Below are 24,094 nucleotides of genomic sequence, written 5' to 3'. Positions count from 1 at the left end.
CCTCCGTTTGGTCAGATCCAGGCGTACTGGCGGTGGTGGTCGCGCACGCCGGTCAGGGCGAGCAGCTCGGGGCGGTCCGCGGCCCGGCGCAGCAGGGCGGCGTAGCGGCCGGGGTCGACGTCACGGTGCGGGGCGGGGCGCAGGCAGGCGGCGTTTTCCGCGAGCAGCGCGGTGTACTCGGCGAAGTCGAGGTCGGCGCGGGCCCGCAGCCGGGGCCCGATGCGGGCCTCGGCGACGGCGGCGGTCGACTCGGGGCCGACCACGCCGCTGAAGAACTCCGAGGAACAGCCGGAGCCGTAGGAGAACAGCCCGACGCGGGCCGGGCCGTCGAGCCGGGTGTGGTCCAGCGCGCTGGCCAGGGCCAGGTAGAGCGAGCCGGAGAACAGGTTGCCGGTCTGGCCGGGGTGGACGAGGGACGGGGCGACGCGGCGTTCGAAGTCCTCGGCCACGGCGTCGGCGGGGCTGCGGTACAGCTCGCGCAGCAGCCTGCGGTGCGCGGCCCGGACCATGCCGGAGAACGGGGTGTGCAGGGCGAGCAGGTCGAAGGTGGTCGCGAAGTCGGCGTCCGCCACGCGGGAGCGGTAGTCGGCGAAGCTGCGCGAGAAGCACTCCAGGTAGGCCATGAGCGACCGGTCGGCGTCGGCGATGTCGAGGTCGGGCCCCGGCCGGGCGGAGTCCAGGGTCTCGAAGCTGTGCACGCCGAACGCGCCCAGGTCGGCGGTGAGGACCCGGGGCCGGTCGCCGACGAGCAGCGCCACGGCCCCGGTGCCGGTGACCGGCTCGGCGTACTGGGCGCGCTCGTCGGCGAGGGACATGTCGGTGGCGACGATGAGCACCTTCGCGCCGGGTGAGAGACCGGCGGCCAGGTAGCCGACGGCGAGTTGCAGCGCGGCGGTCGCCGCGTAGCAGGCCTGCTTCATTTCCAGCAGGCGGCAGGTCGGCGGCAGAGCGAGGTGTTCGTGCACGTAGGAGGCAATGGACTTGCTGTAGTCGAGCCCGGACTCGCTGGTGGTGACGAGGAGTTCGATCCGGTCGCGGTCGGCCGGCGCCAGCCGGGCCAGCAGGGGGCGGGCGGCGTTGACGGCGTGGGTGACGGGGTCCTCGAAGGGCAGAGCCACGGAGCGCCGGTCGGCGGCGACGTTGTCGAAGCGGCGCGGGTCGAGGCCGCGCCCGTCGAACACGGCGCGGGCGCTGACGGCGGCGCTGCCCGCGTACACGTCCAGGGCCTCGATGCCGTACCCGGTCATCACGCCTCCCCCGCTGCGGCCAGGAAGGCGGCCAGGGCGGCGGTCACCCCGTCGGGGTCGGTGACGGTCGGGAAGTGCCCGGCCAGCGGCAGTTCGAGGTAGCGGGCGTCGGGGATGGCTCCGTGCATCAGGTGCGAGGTCTTGCGCGGTACGACGGCGTCGACGCCGCCGGCCACGACGAGGGTGGGCACGGCGATGTCGGCGAGCCGCCCCAGCAGGTCGGGCTGCTGGGCGAAGACGTCCAGGTAGCGCAGTCCGATGTGCGGGGCCATGCTCTCGCAGCGCAGCAGCCGTGCCGTGTACGCGTCGCGGTGCCGCGCCACGTCCTCTCCCCCGGCGGCGGCGATCCGGTCCAGGTCCTCGGCGACCAGGTCCGCCAACAGGTTCATTTCGCCCACCCGGTTGGCGTACCGGTAGGAGCTGCACACCAGCGTCAGCGACCGGGCGCGGCCGGGGTGGGCGAGGACGAAGCTCTGCGCGAGGAGGCCGCCGAAGGAGGTGCCCACCACGTGCACCGGGCCGGTCACGCCGAGCCGGTCCAGGACGTCGCGGTACAGGTCGGCGATGCCGGGCAGCGAGATGTCGTCCGCGCTGGTGGTGGCGCCGACGCCAGGGTGGTGCACGACGAGTGTCCGGTGCCGGTCCGCCAGGCCGGCCACCTGGTCGGCGAAGACCCCGCCACCGATGTTGAACGGCGGCAGCATGAGCACGGCCGGGCCGCTGCCGCAGTCGAACACCTCCACCGTGCCGCCCGGCATCGGCAGCAGGTGCCGCCGCGTCCCGGGAGCCCGCTCCGTGAGCACGGCGTGGTTCTCGGACGCCGGGGCGGCGGGCGCGGAGCCCGTCTCGAAGGCCTCGCGGATGTCGGCGGGCAGCGCGTCCGTCGGGTGGTAGGAGCGCAGCGCGGCGGGTCCCTGGGTACCGGGGACCTCCGTGAGGTCCGGCACCGGCGCCGGGTCGGCGACGAACGCCGCGAGCCGGTCGGCGGCCCGCTCCAGCGTATCCCGGTCCATGCCCAGCGGGACGGCGAGCCGGATCAGGTGCCGCTCGGGGAGCGTGGAGCCGTCGGTGAGACGGGTGGCGGGGGTGAGGTGCGGGCCGCCGCGCACGCCGGTGGCCACGTAGCCGCCGGCCAGGTAAGAGGCGACGGGGTGGCGGAGCGTGCCGCCGGCCGCCCGGTCGACGTCGATCAGCACGCAGTGCGCGGAGGGCCCGGGCACCAGGGGCACCCCGCCCAGCTCCAGGCGCTGCCGGAACGCCGCCACGTTCGCCACCCGCTCGGTCACCAGCCGTGTGGTGGACTCCTGGTCCAGCAGGGCGGCGGAGAGCAGCCGCCGCGCGGACAGGCCCGGTTCCCGGCCGCGTTCCAGGGTCCGCTCGGTGAGCCGCTCGGCCAGCCGCTCGTCGCTGGTGGCGATCAGGCCGCCGCCGTCGACACCGAAGTCCTTGGAGAGGCTGAACGTCACCGCCCGGGCAAGGCCCAGCATCTCCCGGGCCACCTCCCACGGGTCCCGGGCCGGGCCGCCCGGGCCGGCGGCGGCGACCAGCAGCGCGTTCTCCAGCAGTCGGGTGGCGTCCAGCAGCAGCGGCACACCCCTGGCCCGCGTGCGCTCCGCGACGCCGCGCAGGTTCTCCAGGGAGAGCGGGGCGCCGCCGTGGGCGTTGGTGGCGGCCTCCACCAGGACGAAGGACACGTCGTTGGCATACCGGTCCAGTGCCTCCTCCAGCGCGGTGAGCCGGAGATCCGCCGGGAAGGGGCCCTCGCCGACGACGGGCAGCGCGAGCGAGGGGTCGAACCCGTGCTCCGCCAGCGCCCCGAGCCAGGTCGGGAAGGCCGAGGCGTGCAGGACCCGGCCGCGCGGCCCCGGCCAGGCCCGGCACAGCCGTTCCTCGGCGGAGCGGCCGGACGCCGCGAGGAACCGGTGGGTGAACGGCAGCCAGGGCGGGGCCGGCGGCTCCTCCCCCGTGATCCCGGCCGCGTCGGCCAGTTCGGTCAGGGCCCGGGTCCGCTCCCGCTGCCAGGGGTCGGCGCGGTCGGCCCAGGAGTCCGTGATCAGGTCCAGCTCGACCGTCAGGTGCGGCAGCCGGACGGGGTTGTGGCCGTGCGCGGCGAGCTGGGCCAGGCGGGGCGCGCGGTCGGGGGCGGGCTCGTTCGGGGCGGGCTCCTGCGGATCGGACTGCTTCGGTGCGGGGGTGTTGATGGTCGTGGGGGTATCGACGGTCGTGGGGGCGTCGGCGGTCGTAGGTGTCGCCGGGTCCGCGATCATCAGGATGACGTCGTTGACCTCGCTGGCCTGCTCCCCCTCTGGTTGCACCAGGTACAGCGTCCGGTTCTCGGGCCGGAACTTGTTCTTGAACTGGTAGTTGCCGCCGCCGAAGACCCCGGCGTCGCGCAACTCGGCCAGGGCACGTACGGCGGTGTCGGACGCATTGGGCGAGGTGCCCATCTCGCCGCCGAAGCTGGCGCCGAAGCTGAAGACCTCGCAGCCCTCCTCGCGCAGCCGCTCCAGGATCCGCACGAGCGCGAACTCCAGCCCGCCGAGCGGCATGCCGTCGGGGTAGAACTCGACGTCGAGGAGGTAACCGTTCTCGGACGGGATCCGGGTGACCACGACGGCGTTCACCAGGGTGTCGTCCAGGTACGTCAGGAACAGCCGGTGCCGCTCGTCGAGCTTGCCGCTGGCCAGTTCCCCCCGCACCCGCCGCACATAGGGGTTGACCATTTGCTTGGTCGCCGCCCAGCCGTCCACGAGTGCCGCCAGCTCCGCGTCCACGGCCGGGTCGTCGCCGCTGCGGTACTCGGCCGTACGGCAGGCGCCGGCCTTCTCGAACCGCTTGACCATGTACCGCAGCCGGCTCATCCGGCCGCCGGACAGCTTGAAGGAACCGAGGTCCTCGATGCGCTGAAGCGCCCCGAGCGGGGTCGCGGTGACGGGATCCCCGCCCACTTCCGCCAGCCGCACCAAGGAGAGCAGGTTGGGCCGCAGGCCGGTGTGCCGGGCGTAGTCGAAGAACTCGGCGGCCAGTTCGGTGAAGTGGTCCTCGGGGCCGGTGTAGTTCCACACCAGCATGGCCCCGTCCCGCTGCGACAAGGCGAAGAAGCCGCGGCGGTCGGCGCCGACGAAGAGGTGCGGGGCGATGTCCCGGCCGCCGAGCCCGCTCTCCTTGCCGTGCCGCCGCTCCAACTCGGCCAGAACTGCGCCGAGTTCGAGGTCGGTGGCGGCCTCGGTCCGGGTGAGCAGTCTGGCCCGGGTGGCGGGGGCGGGAGCCGGGGTGTGCTGCTGCGCCGGGGGCCGGACCCGTGCGACGGTCCGCTCCCCGTGGGTCTCGCAGAGGAAGTCCGTGAGCTGGTCCAATGTGGGCCGTTCGAAGAGCAGGGCCTTGGGCAGGGCGCCGAGGCCGGTCTCCAGGGCGCTGACACCGCGGAGCATGTCGAAGGAGGTGAAGCCGTTGTCCTCGAAGGTGACCGCCGGCTCGAAGGAGCGGCCGAGGACGTGTTCCAGCACCTGGCGCAGGGCAGCACGGGCGTCGTCGCGGACGTCGTCGCGGTCGGTCGGTGCGGGCGACGGCGGGAGCTCGCGCGGGGCCGGCCGGGCCGTGCCCGTCCTGAGGGCTGTCTGTACGTGGTCCGCGAGCGCGGCGATGGTGTCGTGCTCATACAGCTCGGCGCCCTGGAGGTCGAGGCCGTGCTTGTCGTTCAGGGCGCGGGCCACGTCCATCCGGAAGATGGAGTCCAGGCCGAGGTCGGCGAAGGGCGTGTCGTCGGCGAAGTCGGCGGCGGGCAGGCCCAGCACGTCGGCGATCAGGGTGCGTACGGTGGCGCGGATGCCGGTCGCGGAGGGGCTGGTCTCTTCGGCCGGGGGCGCGGGCGTCGGGGATGTCGCCGCCGGAGGTGCGGTGTCCGGCTTCGCCGCGGCGCGGGCGGGAGCGGCCCCGCTCGGCGTGGCTGCTGCGGGGGCGTCGAGGGGTTGCAGCCGGACCTGCGGACGTGTGGTGGGTGCGGGGGTCATGTCTGTGACCGTGGGTGCCTGGTCGGGGTGTGGCACGGGGGGCTCCGTCTTCGCTGGCCGGGGTGCGGTCGGGGCGGTGAACCAGTGGCGGCGCGGCTGGAACTCAGCCCTCGGCACGGCGCGGACGTCCGGCCGGGTTGCGTCCTCGGGCGGCGTCCAGGCCTCCAGTACGACATGGGCGTTCGTGCCGCCGAAGCCGAACGAGCTGATCCCGGCCCGCCAGCGGGGACGGCCGTGCTCGTCCTTGGCGCCCTCCCACGGCGTGGTCGTGGTGCCGATGCGGAACGGGGTGCCAGCCAGCCGGAGGTAGGGGTTCGCCTCGCGCATGTGCAGATGGGCGGGCAGGGTGCGGTGCCGCAGGGCCAGCAGCACCTTGAGCAGTCCGGCGATCCCGGCCGCCGCCTCCAGGTGGCCGATGTTCGTCTTCACCGAGCCGAGGGTGACGTGCGGCTCGGCGGGCACGGGGTCTCCCGTGTCGTCGTACCGGCGGGCGAAGGCGTCCTTGAGGCCCTCGGCCTCGATCGGGTCGCCGAGCCGGGTGCCGGTGCCGTGGGTCTCTACGTAGGTGACGGTGGCCGGGGAGACGTCGGCGACGCGGTGGGCGCGGACCACGACGTCGGCCTGGGCACGCGGGTTGGGGGCGGTCAGCGAGGGCGACCGGCCGCAGTGGTTGACGGCGCTGCCCCGGACGACGGCGAGGATCCGGTCGCCGTCGGCCTCGGCCCGCTCCAGCGGCTTCAGCAGGACCGCGCCGACCCCCTCACCCCGTACGTACCCGTCGGCCTCCTTGTCGAAGGTGCGGCAGCGTCCGGTGGGACTGAGCATGCCGGACTGGTCGAACACCCGGAACAGGCCCGGGCTCAGCGCCAGACTGACGCCGCCCACGATCGCCTCGTCGCACTCGCCGTCGGCCACGGCGCCGACCGCGCGGTGCAGGGCGACCAGGGAGCTGGAGCAGGCCGTGTCGACGGTCTCGCTGGGTCCACGCAGGTCGAGCAGGTGGGAGACGCGGTTGGCGACCAGCGAGCGGGCGACTCCGGTGGCCATGTGGGCCTCGGTGTCCGCGCCGGACCGGGTGATCAGCTCGCCGTAGTCCGAGGTGGCCATGCCCACGAAGACACCGGTCGAGGTGCCCGCGCGGTCCTCCGGCCGGTACCCGGCGTCCTCGAAGGTGCGCCAGACCGTCTCCAGGAACAGCCGGTGCTGCGGGTCCATCAGCCGGGCCTCGGCCGGGGAGATCCGGAAGAACGCGGCGTCGAAGTCGGCCACGTCCGCGAGGAACCCCCCGCGCAGGTCCGCCGTGACGGGGTCGGCCAGCAGGTCGGCACGGTCCGGGGGCACGGGGCCGACCAAGTCGTCACCGGCACTGAGATGCCGCCAGAAGGCGTCCAGGTCCGGGGAGCCGGGAAGCCGCCCCGCCATGCCGATCACGGCCACGTCCTGGCGACGGGGGGCGGGATCCGACGGCGGGGCGACGGGCTCAGGAGCGACGACCTCCGGGGCGCGCACGACCGCCGCGTCCCGAGGTGCCGTCGATGCCGTAGGCGCCGTGTGCACCGCACCCGTCGCCGCCGGATGCTCGCCGCTCAGGTACCCGGCCACGGCGTCCAGCGTCGGGTGCTCGAAGAGGACGGTCGGCAACAGTTCCAGTCCGTAGTGGTCGTTGACGCGGACGGTCAGCTCGCTCAGCGAGATCGAGTCGAAGCCGAGGTCCATCAGCTCGGTGGCGGTATCCACCTCGTCCGGGTCGACCATCAGGAACTCCGCGGTGAAGACGCGCAGTCGGTGCCGCACTGCCGCGCTCAGGGCATCGGTGTCCGTGTCCGAGTGCTCGACCGGAGCCGTCGTGGGTGTGGGTGTGGGTGTGGCAGTTGCCGGAGTCCGTTCCACCGGCAGCCAGCGCGGCTCGGTGCCGGTCAGGGCGGCGCGGAAGACCGTGAGTCCGGTCTCGGTGCGCAGCGGTGCCATCGACCAGAGCTGGGCGAAGAGTCTGCGGGTGGCCTCGTCGACGGCCATGCCGCCGTCCTCCCACAGGGGCCAGCCGATCGCCACGGTGTGTCCCGGGCGCTCGCCGCGGGCGCGCAGCCGCTCCCGGGCCTCGGCGAAGTCGAGCTGGAAGGCGTTGGCGTAGGCGTAGTCGGTCTGCCCGAGGTTGCCGGTCTCCCCCACCAGGGAGGCGCACAGGACGAAGAAGTCGAGGTCGTCGTCGCGGGTGGCGTGGTCCAGCAGGACCGTGCCGGTGACCTTGGGGCCGAGCACCTCGGCCGCCTCGGCGGCGGTCTTGAGTACGGCGCGGGCGTCGCGGTGCACCCCGGCCGCGTGCACGATGCCGTTCAGCGTGCCGTAGCGGGAGCGGATGTCGGCGATCAGGGTGGTGACGTCCGCAGCCGAGGCGAGGTCGGTCGGCCGGTACCAGACGGTGCTGCCGCCGCGCCACAGTTCCGCCGTGCGCCGCTCGACGTCGCCGTCGAGCGGTGAGCGTCCGGCGAGCACCAGGTTGACCGGCTGGGCGTCGGCGAGGAACCCGCCGAGGATCCGGCCGATGGCGCCCGCACCGCCGGTGACGAGGTAGGTGCCGCCGGCGCGGACGGGCAGAGGTGTGTCCGGGGTACCGGGCGGTACGGACCGCTCGGTGAGCCGACGGTGATGGCGTCGTCCGTCGCGGTCGTGGACGGTCTCGGTGACGCCGGGGCCGGAGCGTGCCAGTTCGTCGGCGACGGCTCCGGCGATCCGGGCCGCCGTGGCGGAGTCGGCCGCCGCGTCGTCGTACGCCTCGAAGGCGAGGGTGACCGCGGTGCTGCCGCTGTGCTCCAGCGCGAGCGACTTGAGCAGGGCGCCGGTCGCGGAGAACTGCGGCTGCCGGCCGGTGGGCCCGTGCGCCACGGCCGTGCGCAGCCGGACCCGCCGGTCGCGGGCGAGCAGGGCCGCCGCCGTCCAGAGGAGCAGGTGCGGTCCGGCGTCGAGGTCGTCGGCGACGGTGTCCGGCCCGGGCGGTCCGGCCGCCGGCGGGCACGCCAGCACGAGCGCGTCGGGCAGCGGTGCTCGGTCGGCGAGCCCGGCCACGAACCGGCGCAGGCCGTCGGGGGTGACCGGCACGGCGTCGGCCGCGCTCACCGCCTGGCACTCGACGCCCCTGCGGGCGAACTCCTCGGCCAGCGCGCGGCGCACCAGAGAGTCCGGCCCGAGCAGCAGCACCCGGCGGGGCGGATCGGCCGGGCCGGACGTGTCCAGGGGGCACGCTTCCAGGGTGGGGGCGAGGCGGTGCAGGCTGCCCTCCGCGGTCATGGGCTCGGGCGCATTCACCACTTCCTCCTGAACGGCCGGCAGCCACGCGGCGGGGCCGCCCAGCGTCGGGTCCTCCACCCCCGTCTCCAGCCAGTGCCGCGTCCGGTCGAAGGGATACGTCGGATACGGCACCCGCCCGGCCGCGTGCCCCTCCCACAGCACGGCCCAGTCGACGTCGTCGCCGCTGACCCAGCGCCTGCCGAGCTGGGCGAGGGCTGGTGCCGGATCGATGGAGCGGGCGTCGCGCAGCAGGGCGGAGCCGGGACCGTGCCGCCGCTCGCCCCGGCCGGGGGCGGCCCTGCCGACGACGAGGCCGGGGGCCTCGGCGCGGCCGGTGTCGGCGTAGGAGCGCAGCAGGACGGCGAGCCGGTCGGTGTCGGCGCAGACCACCGCCAGCCGGTCCGGGAAGTGGCGGCGGCCGGTCTGGCTGGTCCGGGCGAGCGCGGCGAGGGCGGTCCCGGCACCGTCCGGGGCCGCGAGGTGGTCGGCCACGCGGCGGGCGTAGACCCGGAGGCGCTCGGCGGACCGCGCTGACAGCAGGAAGACCTGCGGTCCGGGATCCTCCGGGACGGTCCCGTCCGGCTGGACGTACTCCTCCAGCACCAGGTGTGTGTTGGCGCCGCCCGCGCCGAAGGAGCTGACGCCGGCCCGGCGAGGAGTGCCGTCGGGCGCGGCGGGCCAGTCGGTGAGCGTTCGGACCGGCTCCAGGGCCGCCGCTTCGAAGTCGATTCTGGGGTTGAGGGTGGTGAGGCCGGCGGCGGGCGCGAGCCGGCGGTGCCGCAACTGGAGCAGCAGCTTGGTCAGTCCGGCGATGCCCGCCGCGCCTTCGAGGTGCCCGATGTTGGACTTGACCGAGCCCACCGCGCAGGGGGCCGCGCGGCCCGCCCCGCCGAGCGCCTTGCCGAGCGCCGCGATCTCGATCGGGTCGCCGAGGGCGGTGCCGGTGCCGTGGCACTCGACGTACGACACGGTCTCGGGCGGCACGCCGGTGCCCTCCAGGACGCGGCGAACCAGGGCGGCCTGCGCGTTGGGGTTGGGCACGGTGTAACCGCCGGTCTTGCCGCCGGCGTTCATCGCCCCGCCCTTGATCACCGCCCAGATCCGGTCGCCGTCGGCGACGGCGCGGTCGAGCGGCTTGAGCAGGACGGCGCCGACGCCCTCGCCGGGCACGAACCCGTCGGCGCCGGCGTCGAACACCTTGCACCGGTCGTCGGCGGACAGCATGTTGAGGGCGCTCAGCGACACATGGTGGGCCGGGTGCAGGATCAGGCTCACCCCGCCCGCCACGGCGGTACGGCACTCACCGCGCCGCAGGCTCTCGCAGGCCAGGTGGACGGCGGTGAGCGAGGACGAGCAGGCGCTGTCCACGGCGAGGCTGGGACCCTGGAAGTCGAAGAAGTACGACACCCGGTTGGCGACCGACCAGTGCGCCGAGTGCGCGCCCGACAGCCGGCCCTGGGGCCAGCCGGTGGCCGCGAGCTGCCCGTAGGTGCCGTACATGACCCCGACGAAGACGCCGGTGTTCGGCTCGTGGGTGTCCGGACCGAGGTGGCCGCTCTCCTCCAGCAGGTTCCAGGCCGTCTCCAGGAACAGCCGTTCCTGCGGGTCGATGTGTGCGGCGTCGCGGCCCAGGATGCCGAAGAAGGCGGGGTCGAACCGGTCGATGCCGTCCAGGAAGGCACCCCAGCGGCTGTAGGTGCGCTGCGGTGTGCCGCGCCGGACGTCAAACGTGGGCCGCCAGTCCCACCGTTCGGTCGGCACCTCGGTGAAGGAGGCGGTGCCCGAGGCGAGGTTGTGCCAGAACGTGTCCAGGTCGGGCGCGCCCGGGTAGCGTCCACTGACCCCGATTACGGCGATGTCGCAGGACGAGGCCGGTGCGGAGGACGGCAGCTCGGGGAGCGGGGTTCTGGTGGTCGCCGCCTCGGGGGTGAGCGGCTCGGAGGCCAGCAGCTCGGCGACGGTCGTCCCGTGTTCGTCCATGAAGTGATCGGCGAGTCGCGCGATCGTCAGCCTCTCGAAGAGGAGGGTCGCGGGGAGGTCCCCGAAGTCCTCCTCGAAGCGGCTGATGATGCGCAGGCTGACCAGTGAGTCGACTCCGTAGTTCTCGAAGGTGACGTCGTCCGCGAACGCGCCGGGGTCGAACTTCAGCACCTCGGCGAAGACGCCGCGCACATAGGAGCGGACATGGGCACGGACATGGGCGTCGTCGGGTGCGGCGGTCTCGGGCGCCGCTCCGGCCACGAACACGCACTGGTCCAGGTGTTCGACGGAGGTGCCCGGCACGCCCAGGGTCCGGACCGGTCCGAAGCCGGTCGCGGTCAGCGCCCGGTGCCACTGGTCCGGTCCCAGCAGGGGCGAGTGCGGGAGCCTGTGCTCCGTGTCCCGGAACGCCCACCAGCCGGGAGTCAGCCCGAAGGTGAGGGTGAGGAAGTCGGAGGTCCGCGTGACCTCGTTCACCAGCAGGGTGCCGCCGGGTGCCAGCAGCTCCCGGACGTGTGCCAGGGTCCGTCCGATGTCGGCCGTGGCGTGCAGCACGTTGGTGGCGAGGACCAGGTCGTAGCCGTGCGGGGGGACGTCCTGAGCCGCGGGCGGACGCTCGATGTCGAGGGTCCGGAAGGACAGGTAGGGGCGGCCGGGCCCGAACTGCCGCTCGCCGTGCGCGAGGAAGGCGGGCGAGACGTCCGTGTAGGTGTACGTCACCGGCGGGGCGCCGTCCGGGTCGCGCAGGGCCTCGTCGAAGGCATCGAGGGCGTCGAGGACGAAGGCCGTCCCCGCCCCCGTGCCCGCACCGACCTCCAGGATCCGCAGCGGACGGGAAGTGCCGTCGGCCGGCCGGTGGCGCCTCAGCGCGGCGACGGTCTCCGCCGCCATGAGCCGGTGGTGGTGGTCGGAGAGCGGCTGGCCCCGGTAGACGGCTTCGACCAGGTCCACGGAGCCGCCCGGGAAGAGTACGTCCGTGGGGGCCCGGGTGCCGTCGAGCACCTCGGGCAGGGCTTCGACACAGCGTTGCAGCAGGGTGACGTGCGGGCGCATGGCCGGCTGGCGGGCGACCAGTTCCGCCGCCGGGAGGCTGTCGGCTCCGGGTCGCTGCAGCAGGTCCGCCACGGCCCCGAGCAGCCGCGCACCGGCGCTGCCCCCGGGGTGCCGGCCGGTCCACCGTGCCAGGGCGGTGCCGGGGTCCCCGTCCGTTCCGGTCAGCCGGGCCCTCAGCAGGGTCGCCGCGACCCGCTCCAGCCCGGCGAACCCGGCCCGGGCCCGGGTCAGGGGGTCCGCGGTGTCGTCCGGCCCGGTCCCGGGGTCCGTGAGGACGTCCGGTCCGTAGCTGAGGTCGACGGCGTCGTCCGGTCCGGTGCCCAGGAGGGCGAGTCCGCGGGGGGTGCCCTTCACGACGACGGCCTGGACGAGCCCCGTCCCGAGAACGTGTGTGAGCGCGTCGATGCCCTCGGCGGGCTCCAGGGAGCCGATGCCCAACCCGGCGAACCGCTCGACGCGCCGCTCCTGCGCGACCACGCCGACACTGCCCCAGAAGCCCCAGTTGACCACGGAGGCGGGGAAGGACCGCTCCCGCAGGTATCCGGCGAAGGCGTCCTCGAAGGTGCTGGCCGCCGCGTAGTTGGCCTGTCCCGGGGCGTCGGCGAAGGAGATCGCCGAGGAGAAGCAGACCAGGAAACCGGGCGGCTCGTCCGCGAGCGCGTCCGCCAGCGCCGTCAGGCCGCTCGTCTTCGCGGCCAGGGTGTCCAGGAAGGTGGCCTCGTCCATCGCGCCCAGCGTGCGGTCGCGCAGCACCAGCGCGCTGTGGAAGACGCCGTCGACACGGCCCGCCCGGTCCCGCGCCTCGGCGACGATCCGCCGCACATCGGCCGGATCGGCCACGTCGCCGCGCACGTACGCCGCCGACCCGCCCAGTGCATCGAGTTCGGCGAGCACCGCCCGCACGGAGTCGTCCTGCGGACGACGGCCGACCAGCACCAGACGGGCACGGTGGGCCCGGGCCAGGTGGCGGGCCAGCGCCGTGCCGATGCCGCCCGTGCCGCCGATCAGGATGTACGTACCGCCCTCGCGGAACGCCTCCCCCCCGTCGGCCGCCTGCGGTGCCGGTGCCGGGACCAGGCCGCGCACCAACCGGCGGGCGCCACGCAGGACGATGAGGGGTTCCGCGCAGGGCTCGGCCGACAGGAGGTCCGCCCACTCGGCCGGCGCGGACCCGTGCGGAGGCAGGTCGACGCAGCCCGCACGCCACTTGGGGTACTCGGCGGCGGCCGACCGCGTCAGACCGATCAGACCGGCGCTGTGCGGCTGGACGGGGCCCCGTTCCTCGTCGGCGACGGCACCGGACAGCGCCACCTTCAGGGTGAGCCGCCGACTGCCGGCCCCTCGGGCGAGCAGGATCTTCAGCAGGCGGAACAGGCCCAGGGTCGCCGGGTCCGGGCCCGGCCCGGGAGCGGGTCCGGCGGGATCGTGCAGGGCGAGCCAGTAGACCGTGTCGGGCACGCCGTCGGGCACCTCGAGGGACGCGGTGGCGTCGGCGGCCGGGAGGGCGACCGCGGTCATCTGCCGCCCCGCGCCCGCGAGGGCCTCGGCCAGGGACCGGGCGGCGGGCGTGTGGAACAGCCAGGTCGGCCCCCCGTCCGGGGGCGTCGCCCGGTCCAGGGGACCGGCCTCGCGCAGCCGCGGGACGAGGACGACGGTCTGGGACCGTTCGGACGCCTGGCCGGGCCCGTCCTCCGCCGCGACCGGCAGCGGCCGGAGCGCCACGCCCTCGAAGGTGGCGCGGACGCGGCCCTCGGGGTCCGTCACACGCACCGTGAACGCGGCGCCGTCCCGGGTCGCGTGCACGTGGCCGTGCCGCGGCAGCGGGCCCCGCACCTCCAGCGCCCGCAGCGCGAAGGGGACGAGGGGGGCGTCGCCGGGATCGCGGGCCAGCACGGTGAGTGTCTGCAGGGCCGAGTCCAGCACGGCCGGACCGAGCGGCCAGGACGCCTCCTCACCCACCGGCGCGTCCGGGACGCGCAGCACCCCGAGCGCCTCGTCGGCGCCCGCCCAGACGCCCTCCAACGCCTGGTAGGCGGGCCCGTAGGCGAGGCCTCCGGCGGCGAAGGCGGCGTACAGGTCCTGCCCCGGGTGCCAGGTGGGGCAGCGGTCGCGCACCGCTTCGACGGAGAGCGGGTCGTCAGCGCCGTCCTCGCCGGTGAGCGGCTGTATGCGGCCCCGGGCGCAGGTCGTATCCTGTCCGCCGTCGCCGTCGGCCGTCAGCTCGAAGGTCAGCCCGCCCGCCGGGTACTCCCGCGTCGTGACCCGGACGTCACGGGCGGCGTCCACCGCCACCGGGCGCAGCCACTGCACCTGGGAGACGCGGACGGCACCGGTGATCCCGTGCCGGGCGGCGGAGCGCACGGCGAGCGAGAGGCCGGCGACCCCGGGCAGCACGGCGCGCCCGCCGAGCCGGTGGTCGGCCACGACGCGGTCGCGCGGGTCGAGGGACTGGGTCAGCGTGCCGGGGGCCTCCTCGGAGCGGCGGGATGTGCCGCTCTCCGGCCGGGCGCCGGACACACAGTACCGGTCCCGGGCGAAGGGGTAGGTGGGCAACGGCACCCGGTGTGCGCCGTCGTCCGGGTGCAGAGCCGCCCAGTCGACGGTCCCGCCGTGCGCGTACGTCTCGGCGAGGCGCCGGAGCGCGGGCTCGCCGGTCGCCGGAGCGTGCACGTACGGCGCCTCGCGGCGTGCGGCGGCGGTGCGCAGCGCGCGGACGAGTTCGGCCCGGTCCCGTACGACGAAGGCGGCGCGCACCGGGAAGTGGGTGCGGCCGGTGCCAAGGGTGCGGGCGACGTCGGCGAGGGCGGGTGCGTCCGCGGTGTCGAGGGCGTCGGCGAGCCGGGTGAGGCTCCGGGACAGCGCGTCTCCGTCGCGTGCCGAGACCGGGACCAACCGGGAGCGGGCGGGCTCGGGGGCGGGGGCGGCCCGGCGGGGTGGTGCCTCGGCGATGACGGCGTGCGCGTTGGTACCGCTGAACCCGAAGCTGCTGAGCGTGGCGATGCGGGTGCCACGGGGGCCCGGGTGCCAGGTGTCGGCACTGGTGAGCACGCGGAAGGGGCCCCGTGAGAGGTCGATCTCGGGGTTGGCCTCGCTGAAGCGCGGCGTGGGCGGGATACGGCGGTGCCGCAGCGCCAGCAGGACCTTGAGCAGGCCCGCGATGCCGGCGGCCATGGTGGTGTGCCCGATGTTGGCCTTCACCGAGCCGAGCACGGTGGGCGCGGCGAGGGTGGCGGGGATGGCGGAAGTGCCGGCGTCGGTGTCTGCGGTGTCGTCTGTGCGGAACGCGTCCTGGAGGGCCTTCACCTCGATCGGGTCGCCGAGTGAGGTGCCGGTGCCGTGGGCCTCGACGTAGCCGACGTCCGCACCGGTGACGCCGGCGGCGCGGTGGACGCGGCGCAGCAGTTCGGTCTGGGCGGCGGCGCTGGGCGCGGTCATGCCGTTGGTCCGGCCGTCGCCGTTGACACCGGTGGCCTTGATGACGCCGTGGATGTGGTCGCCGTCCGCCACCGCCCGGGCCAGCGGCTTCAGGACGACCACGCCGACGCCCTCGCCGAGCACGATGCCGTCGGCCCGCGCGTCGAAGGGGGCACTGGTGCCGGTCGGCGACAGCATCCCGGCATTGCTGCACCGGATGTGCAGGCGCGGGGTGAGCATCAGGGCGACGCCGCCCGCGAGGGCGGTACGGCACTCGCCGCGGCGCAGGCTCTCGCAGGCCAGGTGGACGGCGGTGAGGGAGGAGGAACAGGCGGTGTCGACGGCCAGGGTGGGGCCGGTCAGATCGAGGAAGTAGGAGATGCGGGCGGCCAGCACGGACGGCGAGGAGCCGAGGAAGGCGTGCCCGGTGTCGGCCTGCCCGGCTGCCGTCAGGAGGTCCGTGTAGTCCCCGGCGCCGCAGCCCACGAACACGCCGCAGTCGCGGGTGCCGCGTTCCGTCGGCCGGTCGGTGCCGCCGGCGCCGTGCCCGGCGTCCTCCAGTGCCTTCCAGGCCTCCTGGAGGAAGAGGCGCTGCTGCGGGTCCATCGCCTCCGCCTCCAGCGGCGAGAGCCGGAAGAACGCCGGATCGAACTCGTCCGCCCCGCTGACCAGCGCGGCCCACTTGCTGTCGGTGCGGTCGGTGACGGACCGGTCCGGGTCGTACCAGCGGGCCGTGTCCCAGCGCTCCGGGGGCACTTCGGTGATCTCGACGCGCCCGGCCTCCAGGTTCTCCCAGAAGGCGTCGAGATCATCGGCGCCGGGGAAGCGACCGGACATGCCGATCACCGCGATGTCGGCGGCGTCGACGGACGGTGCCTCCGGCGGGTCGACCGGGTCGGGGTCGGCAGGGCCGGGGTCAGGGTCGGCCGGGTCGGAGTCCTGGTTCTGCTCCTGCTCGCCGGGCGCGGCCTTGGTCGCGGCGGCCGGGGCGCGGCGGGGCACCGGGCGCAGGGTCACGAGGCCGGGCGGGGCGGGGGGTGGGGTGGGTTCAGGTGCGGGAGCGGTCATAGGGGTGAGCGTGGGAGTCGGCTCGGGGGTGGGAGCGGGCTCGGGGGCGGTGCGCGGGGTGTCAGTGGCCGTTGTCTTCGCGGCAACGGTCTTCCGGTCGTCGGTCCCGGCCGGTGCCGTCGTTTCGAGGGCCGCGCGGTGCAGGGCCGCCGTCCGGTGGTGAGCCGTCAGCAGGGCTGCCGTCATCGCGGGCACGGTCGGGTGGTCGTAGACCGCGACGGCCTCCAGCCCGGCGCCGTGCCGTTCGTTGAGGTCGCGGACGACCTCGACAGCGCCGATCGAGTCGAGACCCATCTCGGCGAAGGTCCGCTCGTCGTCGATCTCCTCCGGCCGCAGGTAGAGCACTTGGGCGAGGGAGGCGACGACCCCCGCCCGCACCTCCGCCTCGGACGGCCCGGCTACGGCCTCCGGTGCCGGTGCCTGTGCCGGTGCCGGTATCGGCTCGGGAACGGGCTCGGCCCGAATCCGGGACGCGGCCCGAACCTCTGACACGGGCTCGGCTCGCACCTCGAGCTCGGGCCGGACCGCGGACTCCGCCCGAATCTCGGGCTCGTCCCGGACCTCAGGCTCGGGCTCACGTCGCAGCGCGGGCTCGGAAGCCGTCGTTGTGCCGCTCCCGGTCCCGGTCTCCCGGAACGCCTCCACCCGCGCGAAGTGGCCCCTGACCCGGTCGCGGGCCTCGGTGCCGAGCACCTCCTCGTGCATCCGGACCTCACGTCCGACCACGTCATCCAGCCGGGCCAGGACCCGGTCGGCCAGTTCCCGCTTGAGGCGGCGTACGGCGCCCTCCGGCCGGGCGGCGAGCGCGCGGGCGCGGTTCAGCGCCGCCGGGAGCACCTCACGTGACGGCAGGACCGTCACCATCGCACCGTGCCGGTGCAGTTCGGCGCCGGTCAGGGGCCTGCCCGTGAGCATCATCTCGTCCGCGAGGGCCGACCCGAACCGGCGCTCCAGGACATAGGTGGCCCCCATGCCGGGGGTGAAGCCGTACGCGACGAAGTTGGCGCTGTAGACGCTCTCCTCCGCCAGCAGCACCACGTCGGCGTAGAGCCCGAAGGCCAGACCGCCGCCGGAGGCGTGCCCGTCGATCGCGGCGACGACGGGCCGGTCGCAGTGCAGCAGCCCCTCGTACACGAAAGCCTGGTCGGTGAAGCGCCCCTCACCGTCGGCCAGGGTCTCCAGTGCCTCGGCGGTGCCGCCCATGCTGAACACACCGCCGGAGCCCGTGACGACGACGGCCTTGACGTCCGCGCGCGCGGCGACCGCGTCGAAGGCCTCGCGCAGGTCGTGCAGCAACCGATCGGTGAACATGGGCGAGTGCATGCGGATCAGGCCGATCCCCCCGTCCAGGACGACGAGTTCGGCGCCGTCGTCACGGGAGGAGACCGTCGGAGTAGGTGCGGCGGGGGCCGGCACCGCGCGGGGTGCGGCCTCCCCGTCCGTGGCCGTCCGTCCCGTCCACCCGCCCGGCCAGCACCTCTCCTCGCGGAACGGGTAGCCGGGCAGAGGCACCCGGCGGGCACGCGCACCGTCCGGCTCGGGCCCGTCGGCGGCGTCGGAGTCGCCCCTGACCCAGCGGCGTGCCCGCTCCTCCAGGGTGAGCCCGGTGCCGGGCGTCGTGTGTGCGGGTGCAGGGGTGTCGGAAGACGCGGTCCCCCGGTAGGTGCGGGGTCCTGGTTCGGCGCCCTCGACCAGGCGTTCCAGGGCCGCGCGCAGCTCGGGGAGGCCGTCGGCGACGACCGCGAACCGGACCGGCATCGCGGTACGGCCCACCCGGAGTGTGTGGGCGAGGTCGTCCGGCCGGGGCAGGCCGTCCTCGTCCGCGCGGGCCGCCCCGGTCAGGTCGGCCCAGGTCTCGGCGGCCTCGTCGAGCGTGGTCCCGGCGTGCACCGCCGCCGCGAACTCCTCGGCGGCGGCCGGGAGGGCCTGTTCGGTGGCGGTGTGCGCGACCAGGTCGTGGGCCAGGGCCAGGCGGCCCGCGGGGTCGAGACCGAGGTCCTCGAAGGTCTCGCCGCCGCCGAGGGAGGTCTCGGGCACCGCGAGACGCCTGGCGACGAGGAACCGTACCGGCGCGGGCTCGCTCCGCACGACGTCCTGGCTCCGTTCGGCGGCCTCGCTCCGCACGGCAACCCCGCTCTCCACGTGCCCCTCACTCCCTACGGCCTCCTCCGACCGTTCCGCGGCCGGGGTGAGGTGGGTGAGCAGGGCGGACGCGCGCTCCCGTAGCGCCGCCTCGTCCTTGGCGGACAGAAGGAACAGCCGGGGGCCGCGTGGTGCGGGCCGGACCGGGGTCTCCGGGGCCTCCTCCAGTACGAGGTGGGCGTTGGAGCCGCCCGCGCCGAAAGCGCTGATCCCGGCCAGTCGCCGGCCGCCGGACGGGCGCGGCCAGGGGGCGGCACCGCGCTGCACGGCCACCCGGCCGTCCCCGAAGTCGAGGTGCGGGTTGAGCGTGTCGGCGTGCAGCGAGGGTGCCAGGGCGCCGTGCCGGAACTGGAGCAGCACCTTGGTGAGTCCGGCGATGCCGGCCGCGCTCTCCAGGTGGCCGATGTTGGTCTTCACCGACCCGATGGCCACGTGGTCCGGCCCGGGTGTGAAGGCGGCCAGCGCGGTGCGCAGGCCCTGCAGTTCGATCGGGTCGCCGAGCGAGGTGCCGGTGCCGTGGGCCTCGACGTAGCCGAGGGCGCGCACGTCGGCGCCTGACTCGCGGACCGCCTCGGCGATGAGGGCGGCCTGCGCGGTCGGGCTGGGCACGGTGAAGCCACCGGTGCGGCCGCTGTGGTTGATGCGGGCGGCGCGGATGACGGCGCGGACGTGGTCGCCGTCGGCGAGGGCCTGGTCCAGGGGCTTGAGCAGGACCGCGCCGACGCCCTCGCCGGGCACGTAACCGGTGCCGCCCTCGCCGAAGGCGCGGCACCTGCCGTCCCGGGACAGCCAGCGTCCGCGGGCGAGCTGGAGGTACTTCTGCGGGTGCGGCATGAGGTTGACGCCGCCGGCGAGGGCGAGGGAGCTCTCACCCCGGCGCAGGCTCTCCACCGCGAGCTGCACCGCCGTCAGCGACGAGGAGCAGGCGGTGTCGACGGCGATGCTGGGGCCGCGGAAGTCGAAGGTGTAGGAGACGCGGTTGGCGACGGAGGAGTGCAGGGCCACCGGGGCGGTCTCGTCGTCGGGATCCGTCACGAACTGGAAGTGGTTCCACATGACGCCGGCGAAGACGCCGACCTGCTCCTCGGCGAGGGAGTCCGGCGAGTGGCCGGCGTCCTCCAGGGTCTGCCAGGCGATGGTCAGGAACAGCCGTTCCTGGGGGTCCATCCGCTCGGCCTCGCGGCGGGAGATGCCGAAGAACAGCGGGTCGAAGCGGTCCATGCCGGCCAGGAAGCCGCCCCAGCGGCCGTAGGTGCGGCCGGGCCGGCCGGGCTCGGGGTCGTAGAGGGCGTCGTGGTCCCAGCGGTCGGCCGGTACCTCGGTGACGCAGTCCCGGCCGGCGGCCAGGTTGGCCCAGAAGGCGTTCAGGTCGGCGGCGCCGGGGTAGCGTCCGGCGACGCCGATGACGGCGATGGGCTCGGGCGCCGTGCGAGCACCACGTGCGCGGGCGGAGGCGTACGTGGACGCGGGCTCGGCCACGAGGGCCTGCGTCGGCGCGAGGGAGTGGGTGGGCGCGGGCGCAGTGGCCGGCACGTCCGTGCCCGCCCGGTGCGGCACCGGGGCGAAGAGGCCGGCCGTCAGCGGTCCGGTCGCGTTCCCGTCGGTGTGCACGGCCACCAGCCGGGCCGGGGTGCCGGGCCGGGCCGCCGCCGCCAGACAGCGGTCCAGCAGGTCGAGCGCGGTCCGGGTGGGCAGGGGCCGCATGCCGGACGCGGCGGAGCGGGCGAGTGCGGCGGCGTCGGCGCGCATGCCGCCCTCGGCCCAGTAGGGCCAGGCCAGGGACAGGGTGCGGCCGGTGCGAGCGGAGTCGGCCGCCCGGTGGCCGGCGAAGGCGTCGAGGAAGGCGTTGGCGTAGCCGTAGGCGCACTGGCCGGTGTTGGGCAGGACCGCGGACAGTGAGGAGAACAGGACGAACAGGGCTGGGTCGGCGGCGGCGGTGGCCCGGTCCAGGTGCAGGGTGCCGGCCAGCTTCGGGGCGAGCACGGCACGGGTCCCGTCCGGGTCCCGGCGGAAGTGCAGGGCGTCGTCGGTGCGGCCGGCACAGTGGAAGACCGCGTCGATCCGGCCGTACAGCTCGTGGCAGCGGGCGGCGACGGCCTCGGCGTCCTCGGGGCGGGAGACGTCGGCCCGCACGTAGTGCGCCTCACCGCCCCGGGCGGCGCAGCGGTCCAGCAGGGCGGTGACCGTGGCGTCGGCCTCCCGGGTCCCGCACAGCACCAGGCGGGCCCCGCGGGTGTCGGCCAGGTGCTCGGCGAGGAGCGAGCCGATGCCGCCCGCTCCCCCGGTGACCAGGCAGACGGCTTCCCGGGGCAGGGCGGGCGCGTCCGGTCCGTCGAGGAGGTGCGGGACGAGGCGGCGCACGTGGCGCTCACCGTCCCGGTGCCTGCTCTCCCTGTCCTCCCCGGCGTCGGCCGCCTCCGCCAGGAGGATGTCCGCGAGGTCCGCCGCGTCCGGCCGACCGACGACGAGCGTGCTGCGGCAGCGCAGGGCCGGGTTCTCCGCGGTGATGCCGCGGGCCAGGGCGCCGACGGCGCTGTGCTGCGGAACCGCGTCCTCGTGCTCGGCGCGGTACAGGAAGCGCAGGTCGCGGGGGATGTCGGCGGGCCGGGCGGCCAGCGCGCCGGCGAGCGCCCAGACGGTGTCGTAACCGTCGGCGGTGTCGGCGGCGGGGCCGGGCGCGGGCGCGGGGCACACGGCCAGGACCGCAGGGGTGGCGTCCTCGGCGGCGAGTTCGCCCAGCAGCCGGCCGAAGCCGTCGCGGCTGCCGGTGGGCACGCGCCAGGTGTCGGGGCCGGTGCGCTCGTAGGCGGGGGCGGGCAGCACGTGCACCGTGCGCCGCCCGGGGGCGGCACGGCGGCGCACCGCGTCGGCCAGCGCGGGGTCGGCGGTGACGACGAGCAACACGCCGGACGGCCGCGGGGCGGGGGTGGCAGCGAGAGGGACCCAGTGGGAGCGGTGGAAGCTGGAGTGGGAGCCGGACGCCGATGTCACGGCCGGTGCGGCGGCCGGTCCCGCAGGTGCCGTCGGCCGCAGCGGCGTTCCCGCCCCGGCCGCGTCCGAGACCTCGGCCGCCCTGACCTCGTCCGCCCCAGCAACCCGGTCCCCGTCCGGCAACGTGACGGTGTACTGCTGTGCCAAGTGGTGGGCGACGGAGGCGGCGTCCGAGTGCTCGAAGAGCAGTGTCGGGTAGAGGCGGCCGTCGACGGCCTTCTCCAGTTCGGCGCTGAGCGTGAGCAGCGCGACCGAGTCCAGGCCCAGTTCGTAGAAGCCCCGCCGGGGGTCCACGGCGTCCGGGGCGCGGCCCAGCAGACCGCCGATCAGGGTGCGCAGGTGCGTAACGAGCCGCTGCTCGGGACCGCCGCCCGGCGCGGTGCCGGCGGCGGGCCGGGACGGCTGCTCGGGCGGTGCGGCCGGGGCGTCCAGCAGCCGGGTGATGAGTCCGGCGTGCCGCACCCGCTTGCAGCTCAGCTTGGTGAACTGGGCAACGAAGCGGCCCTGTTCGTCATAGATCAGGCAGTCGTTGTGCATCACGTCACCGGACGGGGCGAGGGTCTCGGCCGTCGGCACGTGCACCCAGCAGGGCCCGGTCACCGCGCGCGGGGCGCGGAAGGCCGCGATGTGGACGGGGATGAACGGGTCGGGTCCGGGCGGCGGTCGGTGACCGAAGGTGACGAGGGTGGCGGCGTCGAGCTTCGCCGGGTGCAGGTGGAAGGCGCTCTCCTGGTCCCGGGAACCGGGATCCAGTTCGAGGCGGGCCAGCAGGCCGCCGGAGTCCAGGAAGTGGAGTTCGCCGAAACCCGTCATGGGCGGCCCGTGCTGGATGTCCTCGGCCCGGGCCTGCCGGTACAGCTCGGCCATGTCCCGGCTCCGCCCGGCCCGGGTGAGCAGGGCGCGCGGGTCGATCGGCGGGGGCGGGCGCTCGTCGGTGAACTCCAGGCGGGCCGAGAAGTGCGGCCGCCACGGCAGGCCGGCGGAGGCTGCCGCCGCCGGGCCCGTGCCCGGAGCCGGGACCGCGCCGGCCGCCGCCACGGGGCGGGCGCCGGTGGCGTCCGGGGCGCCGATGGTGACGCGGACGGCGAGGTCGCGGCCCGGGGCGGTGGCGATGGGCTCGGCGAAGAGCACGTCCCGCAGCACCGCGCGCCCGGTGTCCAGACCCTGTGCGCGCAGAACCCGGTACACGATGTCGAGGAAGGTCGCGCCCGGCATCACCGACACCTGGTGGATGCGGTGGTTCTGCATGATGAAGTCGTCGTGTGGCAGCGCGAGGTAACACTCGATCGGGTCGTTCACGGTGTGGCTTCCCCCTCGTGTCCCAGCCGGCGGACGGCGTCCTCGCGCAGCCGGGTCCGGTCCGTCTTCCCATGGGCGTTCAGCGGTACGTCGGCCAGCCACCACAGGTGGCGGGGCAGCATGTAGGACGGCAGGCGGTCGGCGAGCCGTTCGGCCAGGTCCGCGGTGTCGGGTTCGGCGTCGCCGAGCAGGTAGGCGACGAGCCGGGTGCCGTCGGACCCGTCAAGCGCGAACGCGACGGCGTCGGTGCCGGCGGTGTCGCGCAGCGCCGCCTCCACCTCGCCGACCTCCACCCGGTACCCTTTGACCTTCACCTGGGCGTCCTTGCGGCCGAGGTGGACGTAGCCGTGTACGGTGCCGCGCACCTGGTCGCCGGTGCGGTACCAGCGCCGGCCACCGTGCTCCAGGAACCGGTCCGTGTCCTGGGCCGGGTCGAGGTAGCCACGGAACATCTGGGGCCCGGTCATGACGAGTTCGCCGGTGTCCCCGGCGGGCGAGCCGTCCGGCGCCAGGAGCATCGCTGCCATCCCGGCGTTCGGAGCGCCGATGGGCACGGTGGCGCCGTACGCCGGGTCGGACAGATCCTGGTCGGGGTACCAGCGGAACGCGGTGCAGGCGATGGTCAGTTCGGTGGGACCGTAGACGTTGTCGATGACGCCGCCGGGCGCGGCGCGCTGCCAGTAGCGCGCGGTGTCGACGAGCAGGGGCTCGCCGGCGAACACCGACTGGCGCAGGCCGGCGAGGCTGCCGGGGGCGAGCCGGTCGGTGCGCTGCAGGCCGCGGGCGAGGCTGGGGGTGCTGTGCCAGACGGTCAGGCCGTACCGGCGCACCCAGCGGGCCGGGTCGAGGGCCTGCAGCCGGGACAGGACGCACACGCACGCGCCGCCGGCCCAGGCCGGGAAGATGTCGCACATCGCCAGGTCGAAGGTGGTCTCGTGGATCTGGCTGAACCGGTCCTCGGGGCGCACGCCGTACCGGGGCAGCGAGGCGGCGAGGAACGCGGAGACGTTGCCGTGGCTGACGGGCACACCCTTGGGGGTGCCGGTCGAACCGGAGGTGAAGAGCAGGTAGGCGATGTCGTCGGGGGATCCGGCGGGCGGCCGCCATCCGCCCCCGGCGCCGGGGGCGGCCAGCTCGTCCGCCGTCAGGACGCGGGCGCCGCCGACCGCGCTGGGCAGCTTCGCGGGCAGGGCAGCGCGGTCCGTGCCCGGGGCCAGGACGATGTGGACGGGCGCGGACTCCAGCAGCCGGGCCACCTGTCCCGCCGTGTCCGGGGCGGCGATCACGGCACCGCAGCCCGCGGCGCGCAGCACGGCGGCGTTGCGGGCCACCGGGTTCTCCGGGTTGAGCGGCACGGCCGGGGCGCCGGCGTAGAGCGCGGCGAGCAGGCCGATGTACGCCTCGGGGGTCTTGGAGGCGAGCACGGCGACGGGTGTACCGGCGGCACCGGCCCCGGCGACGGCGTCGGCCCAGGCGCGGGCGAGCGCGTCGACCTCGGTGTAGGTCCAGTCGCGGTCGAGGATGCGCAAGGCGGGGCCGTCGGGGTTCTGGGCGAGGCCGTCGGCGAACCAGTCGTGCAGCATCCTTGCGGCCCCCGGCCGGGTG

Annotated in this window: 3 protein-coding genes; all 3 read right to left on the bottom strand. The window is 75.2% G+C overall.

Features of this window, described 5'->3' with window-relative positions:
- Nucleotides 1–11 precede the first annotated feature (11 nt).
- Genes ACVV2G_RS13115 through ACVV2G_RS13105 form a run of 3 tightly spaced genes read right to left on the bottom strand, consistent with a single transcriptional unit; the run spans nt 12 to nt 24,072 of the window.
- Nucleotides 12–1,247: a hydroxymethylglutaryl-CoA synthase family protein gene (locus ACVV2G_RS13115; protein ID WP_453842856.1), complete on the bottom strand. Its 1,236-nt coding sequence runs from the start codon at nt 1,245–1,247 to the stop codon at nt 12–14.
- Nucleotides 1,247–22,489 (bottom strand): SDR family NAD(P)-dependent oxidoreductase, encoded by a 21,243-nt coding sequence (locus ACVV2G_RS13110; protein WP_453842855.1) that lies wholly within the window; start codon nt 22,487–22,489, stop codon nt 1,247–1,249. The genes ACVV2G_RS13115 and ACVV2G_RS13110 overlap by 1 nt, the downstream gene beginning before the upstream one ends.
- Nucleotides 22,486–24,072, bottom strand: coding sequence for an AMP-binding protein (locus ACVV2G_RS13105; protein WP_453842854.1), 1,587 nt, complete (start codon nt 24,070–24,072; stop codon nt 22,486–22,488). Before ACVV2G_RS13105 ends, ACVV2G_RS13110 begins: the two co-directional genes overlap by 4 nt.
- Nucleotides 24,073–24,094 lie beyond the last annotated feature (22 nt).

The organism is Streptomyces sp. JK94 (assembly GCF_053613315.1).
This window is presented reverse-complemented; position numbering and strand designations above follow the sequence as displayed.

What these genes read in the sequence shown, in the direction of transcription:
- ACVV2G_RS13115 (WP_453842856.1), bottom strand. Translation starts at nt 1,247, where the DNA reads ATGACCGGGTACGGCATCGAGGCCCTGGACGTGTACGCGGGCAGCGCC.
- ACVV2G_RS13105 (WP_453842854.1), bottom strand. Translation starts at nt 24,072, where the DNA reads ATGCTGCACGACTGGTTCGCCGACGGCCTCGCCCAGAACCCCGACGGC.